A 12,120-nucleotide genomic window follows, 5' to 3' on the forward strand; every position below is an offset into this window, starting at 1 on the left:
CCAGTAGCCGTTATCACTGACGTTGGATAAGCGGTTGAACTTTATTATCAATAGCCTCTCGTGCACGGAAGATACGCGAACGTACGGTACCGACCGGACAATCCATGATGACGGCAATCTCTTCGTAACTCAGACCATCCAATTCCCTGAGGGTAATGGCCATACGAAGATCTTCGGGAAGCGCCTCAATGGTACGAAAGACGATTTGTTTCAGTTCTTCAGACAACATTAAGTTCTCAGGGTTCGAAATTTCTTTCAGTGCACCCGCACTTTCGAAATTTTCCGCATCGATAGCATCCACATCACTGGATGGCGGACGTCGCCCCTGAGCAACCAGATAATTTTTCGCTGTGTTTACCGCGATGCGGTACAGCCATGTATAAAAGGCGCTGTCGCCACGGAACGATTCCAGTGCGCGATACGCTTTAATAAACGATTCCTGAACCACATCAGGCACATCGCCTGACGGAACATAGCGTGAAACCAGGCTCGCCACTTTATGCTGGTATCGAATCACCAGTAAATTAAAGGACTTTTGATCTCCCTTCTGAACCCGCTCAACGAGAACCTGATCCGTTAACTGCTCGCTCATCCGAGGTAATATCTCCCCAAAACTTTTTTATGCGTAAGTGAACTGCCAGCACATCTCATTATTCTGAGCAAGCATGCGCTTAGAGTGGCCCTTTGGCCCGAAGTTCACTACGACCAGAATTTTCCGTATCGGAACCACGACATCATTGTTGTTGATTGTCTTTCAGTGTAGCGACTTGCCACGCTGGTGGTGTCTTTTGCGGCACCGATAATCGCTGGCAGAGTACCTTATGACGCCGTCATTTTCACCTTTATTCCCTGAATTTTCAGAGTGTTTGATATAAAAAACACATTGTGCTCAATTTCAGAGTTAACTCACTGAATTCACGCTACTATCTCTACCCGCTGAATAATTTTTCCGCGCGGTTGGTTCAAAATACTTCACAGCACCCCCATCACGGCTTATGCTCAAGCCACCTTTTGTTTAGTAAATTAAACATCATGACTTCTCTCCCGGAATATCAGTGTGATGTCCTCATCGTCGGCAGCGGTGCGGCAGGTTTATCGTTAGCGCTGCGCTTAGCGCCGCATTATCAGGTTACCGTGCTGAGTAAAGCGCAGGTGAATGAGGGCTCAACGCTGTATGCGCAGGGCGGGATTGCGGCGGTGTTTGATGAAACGGACAGCATCGAATCACACGTTGAAGACACGCTGGTTGCGGGTGCCGGCTTGTGCGACCGCGATACGGTGAGCTTTATCGCCAGCAACGCGCGTCACTGCGTGCAGTGGCTGATTGATAACGGCGTCGCCTTCGATAAAGAGCCGCAGGCTGAGGGTGAAGCGCGTTACCACCTCACGCGCGAAGGTGGGCACAGCCATCGCCGCATTCTGCACAGCGCCGATGCCACTGGCCGCGCGGTGGAAACCACGCTGGTAAGCCAGGCGCTGAGCCATCCTAACATCCGCATTATTGAACGCACCAATGCGGTGGATTTGATCCTCTCTGATAAGCTTGGCCTGCCCGGCAAGCGCCGCGTAGTTGGCGCGTGGATCTGGAACCGTAAACGTGAACAGGTGGAAACCTGCCGCGCGCGCGCCGTGGTGTTAGCCACCGGCGGCGCAGCGAAAGTCTATCAGTACACCACCAATCCGGACGTGGCCTCCGGCGATGGCATTGCCATGGCATGGCGCGCCGGTTGTCGCGTGGCGAACCTCGAATTTAATCAATTCCATCCCACCTGTTTATTCCATCCACAAGCGCAAAACTTCCTGCTGACCGAAGCGCTGCGCGGTGAAGGTGCCTGGCTGTTGCGTCCTGACGGCACTCGCTTTATGCCTGACTTTGATGAGCGTGCCGAGCTGGCGCCGCGCGATATTGTGGCGCGCGCCATTGACCATGAGATGAAACGGCTGGGCGTCGATTGCATGTATCTCGACATTAGCCACCAGCCGGAAAGCTTTGTGCGCGCGCACTTCCCGATGATTTACGAAAAATTGCTGACCTTTGGCCTCGATCTCACTAAACAGCCGATTCCGATTGTGCCAGCCGCGCATTACACTTGCGGCGGCGTGATGGTCGATCAGCAAGGCCGTACAGATGTTGACGGACTGTATGCGATTGGCGAAGTGAGTTACACCGGCTTACATGGCGCAAACCGCATGGCGTCCAACTCCCTGCTCGAGTGCCTGGTTTACGGTTGGTCTGCTGCTGAAGATATGATCGCCCGCTTGCCGGACATCGCGGCGGTAGAACATCTGCCCGCGTGGGATGAAAGCCGCGTTGATGATGCCGATGAGCGCGTAGTAATCCAGCATAACTGGCATGAACTGCGATTATTCATGTGGGATTACATGGGAATTGTGCGTACTACCAAACGTCTGGAGCGCGCGCTGCGGCGCATTAATTTGCTGCAACAGGAGATTGACGAGTACTACGCGCACTTCCGCCTCTCTAACAATCTTCTTGAGCTGCGCAATCTGGTGCAGGTCGCCGAACTGATGGTGCGCTGTGCGCTGGAGCGCAAGGAGAGCCGAGGGTTACACTTTACCCTCGACAATCCCGATCTGCTGGATGAAGCGTTACCGACCATCCTGCAGCCCGAAGCTAGCGGAACAGGTAAAAGTCTTTCACCAGGCTGAGCCAGTCGGCTGAATAGCTTTTATCTTCATCACGAATGGCGAGACGTTCCAGCAAGGTTTCGCCGGCGGAGGGAGAAAAACCTAACACCACGCGATTCGGCGGGCGCTGCGCATAGGCGGCGACATCGTAGCGATAACGCAAATGCCAGCCATCCGCCAGCGCCAGTGAAATCAATGCTTCGCCAGCTTCAGCCGGCAGCACCACGCAAAATAGCCCTTCTTCTTCAATCAACTGGGCGGCACAACGCAGCAGCGTCAGATGGTCGAGCGTGGCGGTGCTGCGTGCGGTATCGCGCGCGACACTGCCGGTTGCCATACCGGGCGCAAAAAAAGGCGGATTACTGACGATGAGCGAAAAGCGTTTTTCACACTGTTCGCTCCAGCTGACAATATCCTGATGGTGGACGTGGATGCGATCCGCCCACGGCGAAGCCTGCATATTTTCCTGCGCCTGCTGCGCTGCGCTGGCTTCCAGTTCGACGGCATCAATCTCTACCGAATTGGGCGTACGTTGCGCCAGCATCAGCGTAATCAAGCCACTGCCGCAGCCAATATCGAGGATGCGACGCGCGCCGGCTACTGGCGCCCAGGCCCCGATTAACACGCCATCGGTGCCGACTTTCATCGCACAGCGATCGTGCGCCACGAAAAATTGCTTAAAGGTAAAACCGTCTTTTCTTAACGTCGGCCGCGCGTGCGGCTGGTCCTGAGACATACTTCACTACCATTGAATTTTTTACTGCCGGAAGTGTAACGTGGTGGCGATGGGAATTCACCTGCGCCGGTAATACCTACACAAACAGATGAAGATTATATTCGTTCTGTCTATAATCAGCGCCCCAAACTGAGGTAGACCATGACCGTAACCACATTCTCCGAACTCGAACTCGACGAAAGCCTGCTACAAGCTTTGCAGGAAAAAGGCTTCACTCGCCCTACTGTTATTCAGGCCGAGACCATTCCTGCCGCGCTGGAAGGCCGTGACGTTCTGGGTTCGGCTCCAACCGGGACGGGGAAAACTGCAGCGTTTTTGCTGCCCGCTTTACAGCATTTGCTCGATTTCCCGCGTAAGAAATCAGGCCCACCACGCATTCTGATCATCACCCCAACGCGCGAACTGGCGATGCAGGTTGCCGATCACGCGCGCGAGCTGGCTAAACACACGCATCTGGATATCGCCACCATCACCGGGGGCGTGGCGTATATGAACCATGCCGAAGTGTTCAGTGAAAACCAGGACATCGTCGTCGCGACCACCGGCCGTTTGCTGCAGTACATCAAAGAAGAGAACTTTGACTGCCGCGCCGTAGAAACGCTGATTCTCGATGAAGCTGACCGCATGCTCGATATGGGCTTTGCGCAGGACATCGAAACCATCGCCGCAGAAACCCGCTGGCGCAAACAGACGCTGCTGTTCTCGGCGACGCTGGAAGGTGATCACATCAAAGACTTCGCCGAGCGTTTGCTCAACGAGCCTGTGTTTATTGAGGCCGACCCAAGCAAAAGCGAACGCAAAAAAATCCAGCAATGGTATTACCGCGCCGATAATTTAGAGCATAAGAACAAGCTGCTGATTCACCTGTTGAAACAGCCAGATGCCACGCGCGTCATTGTATTTGTGCGCAAACGTGAGCGCCTGCATGAGCTGGTTACCTGGCTTCATGAAGCGGGCATCCGCACCAGCTATCTCGAAGGCGAAATGGTGCAGGTCAACCGTAACGAAGCCATCAAGCGTATGAATGATGGCCGCGTGAAGGTGATGATTGCCACCGACGTTGCTGCGCGCGGTATTGACATCGACGATATCTCGCACGTGATTAACTACGATTTGCCGCGCACCGCAGATACCTATCTGCACCGTATCGGTCGTACCGCGCGTGCGGGCCGTAAAGGTACCGCGATCTCGCTGGTTGAAGCGCACGATCACGTGCTGCTGGGTAAAATCACCCGTTACATCAACGAGCCGTTAAAAGCGCGTGTGATTGATGAGCTGCGTCCAGAAAGCCGTGCGCCAAGTGCTAAAGTGACGGGAAAACCGTCGAAAAAAGCACTTGCGAAGCGTCAAGAACGTAAAGAGAAAGAACAAGAGAAACCGCGCGTCAAGCAACGTCATCGCGACACCAAAAATGTGGGTAAACGCCGCAAGCCAAGCGGTAGCGATGCACCAAAGTCTGGTGCGGAATAAAACAGCACTCGCTGTAATTAATCGCCTCTTTTGAGGCGATTTTTTTGTTTTAAGCGTAGCGAAAACGCGCTTTCGCTATCATCCGCCCTGAAGAACCGTTCTTTTAAACTCGTCAGATAAAAAAAGCCGCGCCAATCAACATTGGCGCGGCTTGTATTGCTGTGTGTCTTTTCGTCAGCGCTGCAATTACAGGCTTTCGGTGAATGTACGTGTAATCACGTCACGCTGCTGCTCTGGCGTCAGCGCGTTAAAGCGCACGGCATAGCCAGATACGCGAATGGTCAACTGCGGATATTTTTCCGGATGATTGACGGCATCTTCCAGCGTTTCGCGGCGCAGCACGTTAACGTTCAGGTGCTGACCACCTTCGATGCGCACCTGCGGTTTCTGCTCAAGTGGAATTTCACGGTAAGCGATTTCGCCGAGATCGCTGATAGCAACAACCTGATCTTCTGCGAAATCCCCTTTGGCGCACAGGCAGCGCGCTTCGGCTTTATCATCGTCCAGCAGCCAGAATGAGTTCAACAGCTGTGGATTATTTGCCTGAGTAATTTGAATACCGGTAATCATAGTAGGTCTCCAGGGCTTTACGCTGTCGCAACTGGGCAGCGAGGTTCATAAGGTTTTGGAATGCTGTGGTATATCACTGCAGGAAAAGCGCCGTTTTGACCTGTATCAATTTCGTCCAGTCACGATTACACGCTAAAAACCTAACAAATTGATTCATAACAACTTCGCTAATTAAAATTTTACGTAAATATTCAAATTATTTTTACCCTTCTGCTGTTGAGTCCGACACGTTAAGCTAGGCGCACTATTTTGCAGGGAGTCAACGATGGCTGAGAAGCTGACCTGGCACGACGTGCTGGCTGAAGAGAAAGAGAAACCTTACTTCGTGGAAACGCTGAAAGCGGTGGCCAATGAACGCGCTGCCGGCGTAACGGTGTATCCGCCGCAGAAGGATGTGTTTAATGCCTTTCGGCTGACCGAACTGGGCGATATCAAAGTGGTGATTTTGGGGCAGGATCCCTACCACGGCCCGAATCAGGCGCATGGTCTGGCTTTTTCCGTTCTGCCCGGCGTGGCGATCCCGCCGTCATTACTGAATATGTATAAAGAGCTTGAGCAGGATATGCCCGGCTTTGTGCGTCCTACGCACGGTTTTCTTGAAAGCTGGGCAACACAAGGCGTGTTGCTGTTGAACACCGTGTTAACGGTGGAAGCCAGTAAGGCGCATTCGCACGCGCGCTTTGGCTGGGAAACCTTTACCGATAACGTCATCAGCGCCATCAATCAGCATCGCGAAGGGGTAATTTTCTTGCTGTGGGGTTCGCATGCGCAGAAGAAAGGCAGCATCATTGATACGCAGCGTCATCATGTATTGAAAGCGCCGCACCCTTCTCCGCTCTCCGCGCATCGTGGCTTTTTTGGCAGTAAACACTTCTCGCAGGCGAATGCGCTGCTGAGCCAATCGGGCCAGTCACCAATTGACTGGATGCCGGTGTTGCCTTAATAAACAAACGGCCGCATTAAGCGGCCGTTGTTATTACAGCGACAGATTAGCCTTTGGCTTTGGTCACTGCCACCATCGCCGGACGCAGCAGGCGACCATTGAGGGTGTAACCGCGCTGCATCACCATCAGCACGTGATTTGGCGCCATATCTTCTGATTCCATCATCGACATCGCCTGATGGATCTCTGGATTGAATGGCACATTGGTTTCGCCCACCACTTCCACGCCAAACTTACGCACCGCGCCCAGCAGCGACTTCAGCGTCAGCTCGATACCTTCGATCATCGAAGCCAGTTCAGCGTTCTCTTTGTCTGCCATTTCCAGCGCGCGCTCCAGGCTATCGATCACGGGCAGCAGCTCGTTGGCAAATTTCTCTAGCGCAAATTTATGCGCTTTTTCCACATCCATTTCAGTACGGCGACGAATATTTTCGATCTCCGCCTGCGCACGCAGCTGTGCATCACGCACGCCGGTTTGCGACACGGCTAACTCGGCTTCCAGTTGCGCGATACGCTCATCACGCGGATCCACCTCAGCGGTTGTCTCTGCGTCCACGTGCTGCTGATCCTGTTGAATTTCGTCTGAGACTTGCTCGTTTGGGGTGTTCTGTTCTTTACTACTCATGAATTTCTCCGCGTTTTGCACATTCATCTCGCTGGTTGGCTTATTATGGGGATCAGTTTGACGGTTTCAAGTAAACCCATCACATTGCCTGGCCGTTTTGGCTTGTAAGGAACTCGCGCTAAATGAACAAACACTTTAACTGCATCGGGATTGTCGGCCATCCGCGCCATCCTACTGCGTTAACCACCCATGAAATGCTCTGGCGCTGGCTAACGGCAAAGGGTTATGAGGTGATTGTCGAGCAGCAGATTGCGCGCGAACTGGATTTGAAAAATGCCCAAACCGGCAGCCTTGCGGATATTGGTCAACGCGCTGATTTAGCTGTGGTGGTTGGTGGCGATGGCAACATGCTTGGTGCTGCCCGTGTGCTGGCGCGCTATGACATCAAAGTGATTGGCATCAACCGTGGCAACCTCGGTTTTCTCACCGATCTCGATCCGGACAATGCGCAACAGCAGCTGGACGATGTGCTGCAGGGCGATTACTTCGTCGAGAGCCGCTTCTTGCTGGAGGCGCAGGTATGCAAAGAAGCGTGCTCGCCGCGCATTGGTAGCGCCATTAATGAAGTGGTGCTGCATCCCGGTAAAGTTGCGCATATGATTGAATTCGAAGTCTATATTGATGAGGTGTTTGCCTTTTCACAGCGTTCCGATGGTTTGATTATCTCCACACCGACCGGCTCCACCGCCTATTCGCTTTCGGCGGGCGGCCCTATTCTGACGCCGTCGCTGGATGCGATTACGCTGGTGCCCATGTTCCCGCATACGCTTTCTGCGCGTCCGCTGGTCATCAACAGCAGCAGCACCATCCGCCTGCGTTTTTCTTCCCTGCGCAGCGATCTCGAGATCAGTTGCGACAGCCAGATTGCCTTGCCAATTCAGGAAGGTGAAGATGTCCTGATCCGCCGTAGCGCCAATCATCTCAATCTTATCCATCCTAAAAATTACAACTATTTTAATACCTTAAGTTCAAAATTGGGCTGGTCTAAAAAATTGTTCTGAAAATCAGCGCTGACTACTTTACTGTATAAAAAACCAGGATATACTGTACGTAAAACCATATCTGTTTTTACATACAGGTGATTCTATGTTGGCACAACTGACCATCAGTAACTTTGCTATCGTTCGTGAACTGGAGATCGATTTTCATCGTGGTATGACGGCGATCACGGGTGAAACCGGCGCAGGTAAATCTATCGCCATCGATGCATTGGGCCTGTGTCTGGGCGGCCGCGCTGAGGCAGATATGGTGCGTCAGGGTGCCAGTCGTGCTGATATCTGCGCCCGTTTCCAGCTCAAAGCTTCGCCTTCCGCACAACGCTGGCTGGTGGAGAATCAGCTGGATGAGGGCAATGAGTGTCTGCTGCGGCGTGTGATTAGCGCGGATGGTCGTTCGCGTGGCTTTATCAACGGCACATCGGTGCCGCTGTCGCAGTTGCGTGAACTGGGCCAGTTGCTGATTCAGATTCACGGCCAGCATGCTCACCAATTGCTGCTCAAATCCGATCACCAAAAACATCTGCTGGATGCGTATGCAGCCCACGATGATTTGCTGTCTGAAATGCGCCAGCACTATCAGCGCTGGCATCAGAGTTGCCGTGCGCTGGCACAACATCAGCAGCTTTCGCAAGAGCGTGAATCCCGTCGCGAGCTACTGCAGTATCAGTTGAAAGAACTCAATGAATTTGCCCCGCAGCTGGGCGAATTTGAACAGATTGATGAAGAGTACAAACGCCTGGCGAACAGTGGCCAGTTGCTGTCCACCAGCCAGCAAGCGCTGCAAATTCTCGCCGATGGGGATGACACCAACCTGCAGAGCCTTCTTTATAGCGCTCGTCACATGCTGGGCGAACTGGTGACGCTGGATAATAAAGTCAGCGGCGTGTTCAATCTGCTGGAGGAAGCCGCAATTCAACTCAGTGAAGCCAGCGATGAACTGCGTCACTACTGCGAACGTCTGGATCTCGATCCCAATCGTCTGCATGAGCTGGAGCAACGTCTGTCACGGCAGATTGCATTGGCACGTAAGCACCATGTCGCACCTGAAACCTTGCCGGTGCTTTATCAGCAGTTGCTGGATGAAGCGGAACTGCTTTCGCAGCAAGAGAGCGATCAGGAAACTTTGCAGTCTGTAGTTGTCGCTCACTACAAAGCCGCGTTAGTCAGCGCTGAAAATCTGCATCAACTGCGTGAGCATTCCGCTCAAGAATTGAGCCAGCTGATTACGCAAAGCATGCGCACGCTGGCAATGCCGCACGGCCAGTTTGCCATTGTGCTGGAGTTCAATGCCGATCAACTCACCGCAGATGGCGCAACGCGCATTGATTTCCGCGTTACGACGAACCCAGGCCAGCCGCTCCAGCCGCTGGGCAAAGTGGCTTCCGGCGGTGAGCTGTCGCGTATCGCTCTGGCGATTCAGGTGATTACCGCACAGAAAATGGAAACACCGGCAATGATCTTCGATGAAGTAGATGTTGGCATCAGCGGCCCAACCGCCGCTGTTGTCGGCCAAATGCTGCGTCAGTTGGGCGAGTCAACACAGGTTATGTGTGTCACGCACCTGCCGCAGGTTGCCGGCTGCGGTCATCAGCACTTTTACGTCAGCAAAGAGACCGATGGTGCGATGACAGAAACGCATATGCAGCCGCTGGATAAACGCGCGCGTCTGCAAGAGTTGGCGCGTTTGCTGGGCGGCAGCGAGGTGACGCGCAACACGCTGGCCAACGCTAAAGAACTTTTAGCCGCCTGATACCGCACTTTTTTCCCGGCTGGTGGTCATATGCTTGCTCTGTAGAGGTTTCAAATAGCGAAAAGGTTTATTATCATCGGCAGTTATGTCGTCTGAGTAATAAAGCCTGCCGCAGGCAGAGTTCAGAATTTGATGGCAAAAAAATAGCCTGCTGAAAGGCGTTTGGCCCCAGAAAAGGAATGTATAGATGCGCTGTAAAACGCTGACTGCCGCGGCAGTAGTAATGTTGATGATGACCGCTGGATGTTCCACCCTTGAGCGCGTTGTGTATCGTCCGGATATCAATCAGGGGAATTACCTGGTCGCCAACGATGTGTCGAAAATTCACAACGGCATGACGCAGCAGCAGGTTGCCTACACGCTCGGTACGCCGATGATGCGCGATCCGTTTGGCAGCAACGTTTGGTATTACGTGTTCCGCCAGGAACCAGGCCATGAAGGTGTGAAACAGCAAACGCTGACGCTGACCTTTGACAGCAACGGAACACTGACTAACATCGACAATAAGCCGAAGCTCTCAGGCAAAGAAGGCTAAGTGAACGGCAATAAAAAAGGCGCTTAAGCGCCTTTTTTCGTTTTTACATTCCGACTATTTCTTCTCAGCTGACCGCTCTGCGCGTTGACGCCGTAACTCTTTCGGGTCGGCAATCAGCGGACGATAGATCTCAATGCGATCACCATCCTGGACGGCATCACCCAATTTTACCGGGCGGCTATAAATCCCAACCTTATTCGAGTTCAGGTCAATATCTTTACGCAGTGACAGCAACCCCGAAGCCTTGATCGCTTGCTCAACGGTTGCGCCTTCTTCAAGCGTTACGGCACGCATATACTGCTTGTCTGGCAGTGCGTAAACCACTTCCACGCTGATATCAGGCACGATAAACCTCTTTTGCGCGCTGACTGAACGCCTGCACCATGCTATTTGCCAGCTCTTTAAAGATGCGGCCGAACGCCATTTCTACCAGCATATTGGTGAACTCAAAATCGAGGTTCAACTCAACCTTGCAGGCATCATCACCTAATGAAGTGAAATGCCAGCCGCCGGTCAATTTACGAAACGGGCCATCAACCAACTGCATCAATATGCTTTGGTTGCTGATCAGCGTGTTGCGCGTAGTGAAAGTTTTACTGATGCCCGCTTTCGAGACATCAACGGCCGCGGTCATTTGATCTCCGCTGTTATCCAGCACGCGACTGCCGGTGCAGCCCGGCAGAAACTGAGGATAAGCATCCACGTCATTCACAAGACGGTACATCTGTTCAGCGCTATAAGGGACCAGCGCTGAACGACTAATCTGGGCCATAATGGTTCCTGTTCATCACAAAACCATTGAATAATACCATTTTCAGTCACCAAACAAAAATTCACGGCTTTGCTTGCTGTGCTAAAATGGAGTGTTTTTTACCGCCCTGCAGGACAGGGGATGCGCCCATAAACTGAGTGATGTAGACTACGCCGCACTATGACAAAGAAAAAAGTTAACAAACCCGGTTCAGCCACTATTGCCCTCAATAAACGCGCACGTCATGAATACTTCATTGAAGAAGAGTTCGAGGCGGGTATGTCGTTGCAAGGATGGGAAGTCAAATCACTCCGTGCCGGTAAGGCTAACATCAGCGATAGCTACATTCTGTTGCGCGATGGTGAAGCTTACCTGTTCGGCTCTACTTTCCAGCCGCTGGCGGTTGCTTCGACGCATGTGGTGTGTGATCCCACGCGAAGCCGCAAGCTGCTGCTGAAACAACGCGAACTCGATTCGCTGTACGGTCGCGTCAACCGCGAAGGTTTTACCGTGGTTGCGCTGTCGATGTACTGGAAAAATGCCTGGGCCAAACTGAAAATCGGTGTGGCTCGCGGTAAGAAAGAGCACGACAAGCGTGACGACGTGAAAGAGCGCGAATGGAAGATGGACAAAGCGCGCATTATGAAGAATTCAAAGCGTTAAGCGCTGGATTTTAGCGTCACTTGTCTGTAGTATTGAAATTTCTTGGGGCTGATTCTGGACTCGACGGGATTGTGAAGCCTTAGGAGCATGCCGAGGGGCGGTTTGCCTCGTAAAAAGCCGCAAAAAAATAGTCGCAAACGACGAAAACTACGCTTTAGCAGCTTAATAACCTGCTTTGAAGCCCTCTCTCCCTAGCTTCCGCTCTTAAGACGGGGATCAAGAGAGGTCAAACCCAAAAGAGATCGTGTGGATGCCTTGCCTGGGGTTGAAGCACTAAATCTAATCAGGCTAGTTTGTCAGTGGCGTGTCTGTCCGCAGCTGGCCGGCGAATGTAAAGACTGACTAAGCATGTAGTGCCGACGGTGTAGTAATTTCGGACGCGGGTTCAACTCCCGCCAGCTCCACCAAAATTCTCCATCGATGATTACCA

At 52.7% G+C, this 12,120-nt stretch carries 13 protein-coding genes and 1 other RNA gene; 8 read left to right on the forward strand and 6 right to left on the reverse strand.

Translation table 11 applies throughout. From position 1 onward, the window contains the following. Positions 1 to 13: 13 nt before the first annotated feature. Entirely contained in the window at positions 14 to 592 is a 579-nt protein-coding gene (gene rpoE, locus DEU53_RS21265; RefSeq protein ID WP_007886161.1) for an RNA polymerase sigma factor RpoE, read from the reverse strand. A 440-nt stretch (positions 593 to 1,032) separates the two neighbouring features. On the opposite strand from rpoE, the gene nadB reads away from it, so the two are divergent. Next, positions 1,033 to 2,670 (forward strand): L-aspartate oxidase, encoded by a 1,638-nt coding sequence (gene nadB / locus DEU53_RS21270; RefSeq protein ID WP_101763455.1) that lies wholly within the window; start codon positions 1,033 to 1,035, stop codon positions 2,668 to 2,670. On the opposite strand, the gene DEU53_RS21275 is transcribed toward nadB, so the two are convergent. Further along, positions 2,636 to 3,385, reverse strand: a complete 750-nt coding sequence (locus tag DEU53_RS21275) for a tRNA1(Val) (adenine(37)-N6)-methyltransferase (protein ID WP_110868279.1) — start codon at positions 3,383 to 3,385, stop codon at positions 2,636 to 2,638. The genes nadB and DEU53_RS21275 overlap by 35 nt on opposite strands. Positions 3,386 to 3,526: 141 nt before the next feature. Here DEU53_RS21275 and srmB point away from each other — a divergent pair, with 141 nt between their 5' ends. Beyond that, the gene (gene srmB, locus DEU53_RS21280; protein ID WP_101763453.1) at positions 3,527 to 4,855 is read left to right on the forward strand and encodes an ATP-dependent RNA helicase SrmB; all 1,329 of its coding nucleotides are present in this window, start codon (positions 3,527 to 3,529) and stop codon (positions 4,853 to 4,855) included. Positions 4,856 to 5,041: 186 nt separating this feature from the next. On the opposite strand, the gene grcA is transcribed toward srmB, so the two are convergent. Then, positions 5,042 to 5,425 carry an autonomous glycyl radical cofactor GrcA gene (gene grcA / locus DEU53_RS21285; RefSeq protein WP_008101535.1) on the reverse strand — a complete coding sequence of 128 codons (384 nt, stop codon included), beginning with the start codon at positions 5,423 to 5,425 and terminating at the stop codon, positions 5,042 to 5,044. Positions 5,426 to 5,690: 265 nt separating this feature from the next. On the opposite strand from grcA, the gene ung reads away from it, so the two are divergent. Continuing rightward, positions 5,691 to 6,368 (forward strand): uracil-DNA glycosylase, encoded by a 678-nt coding sequence (ung, locus tag DEU53_RS21290; RefSeq protein WP_110868280.1) that lies wholly within the window; start codon positions 5,691 to 5,693, stop codon positions 6,366 to 6,368. A gap of 46 nt (positions 6,369 to 6,414) precedes the next feature. Here the strand turns inward: ung and grpE are convergent, their stop codons facing one another. After that, a complete protein-coding gene (gene grpE / locus DEU53_RS21295) occupies positions 6,415 to 6,993 on the reverse strand; it encodes a nucleotide exchange factor GrpE (protein ID WP_110868296.1) in 579 nt (192 codons plus the stop codon). A gap of 122 nt (positions 6,994 to 7,115) precedes the next feature. On the opposite strand from grpE, the gene nadK reads away from it, so the two are divergent. The 3 genes from nadK (at position 7,116) to bamE (ending at position 10,276) form a co-directional block, all read left to right on the forward strand. Next, positions 7,116 to 7,994: an NAD(+) kinase gene (gene nadK, locus DEU53_RS21305; RefSeq protein ID WP_061718023.1), complete on the forward strand. Its 879-nt coding sequence runs from the start codon at positions 7,116 to 7,118 to the stop codon at positions 7,992 to 7,994. An 85-nt stretch (positions 7,995 to 8,079) separates the two neighbouring features. Then, positions 8,080 to 9,741, forward strand: a complete 1,662-nt coding sequence (gene recN / locus DEU53_RS21310) for a DNA repair protein RecN (protein WP_110868281.1) — start codon at positions 8,080 to 8,082, stop codon at positions 9,739 to 9,741. Positions 9,742 to 9,928: 187 nt separating this feature from the next. After that, positions 9,929 to 10,276 (forward strand): outer membrane protein assembly factor BamE, encoded by a 348-nt coding sequence (bamE, locus tag DEU53_RS21315; RefSeq protein WP_101763449.1) that lies wholly within the window; start codon positions 9,929 to 9,931, stop codon positions 10,274 to 10,276. Between the two features lie 54 nt (positions 10,277 to 10,330). Here bamE and DEU53_RS21320 read toward each other — a convergent pair whose 3' ends face one another. Continuing rightward, positions 10,331 to 10,621 carry an RnfH family protein gene (locus tag DEU53_RS21320; RefSeq protein ID WP_110868282.1) on the reverse strand — a complete coding sequence of 97 codons (291 nt, stop codon included), beginning with the start codon at positions 10,619 to 10,621 and terminating at the stop codon, positions 10,331 to 10,333. Further along, entirely contained in the window at positions 10,614 to 11,048 is a 435-nt protein-coding gene (locus DEU53_RS21325; protein WP_008101549.1) for a type II toxin-antitoxin system RatA family toxin, read from the reverse strand. Before DEU53_RS21325 ends, DEU53_RS21320 begins: the two co-directional genes overlap by 8 nt. A 159-nt stretch (positions 11,049 to 11,207) precedes the next feature. Between DEU53_RS21325 and smpB the strand changes: the two genes are divergently transcribed. Beyond that, positions 11,208 to 11,690: an SsrA-binding protein SmpB gene (gene smpB / locus DEU53_RS21330; RefSeq protein WP_007886141.1), complete on the forward strand. Its 483-nt coding sequence runs from the start codon at positions 11,208 to 11,210 to the stop codon at positions 11,688 to 11,690. A 44-nt stretch (positions 11,691 to 11,734) separates the two neighbouring features. Continuing rightward, positions 11,735 to 12,097: a transfer-messenger RNA gene (gene ssrA, locus DEU53_RS21335) on the forward strand. The last annotated feature ends 23 nt before the right edge of the window (positions 12,098 to 12,120 follow it).

It is taken from the genome of Pantoea sp. AG1095 (assembly GCF_003208415.1).
GTDB classification, from domain to species: Bacteria; Pseudomonadota; Gammaproteobacteria; order Enterobacterales; family Enterobacteriaceae; genus Pantoea; species Pantoea leporis.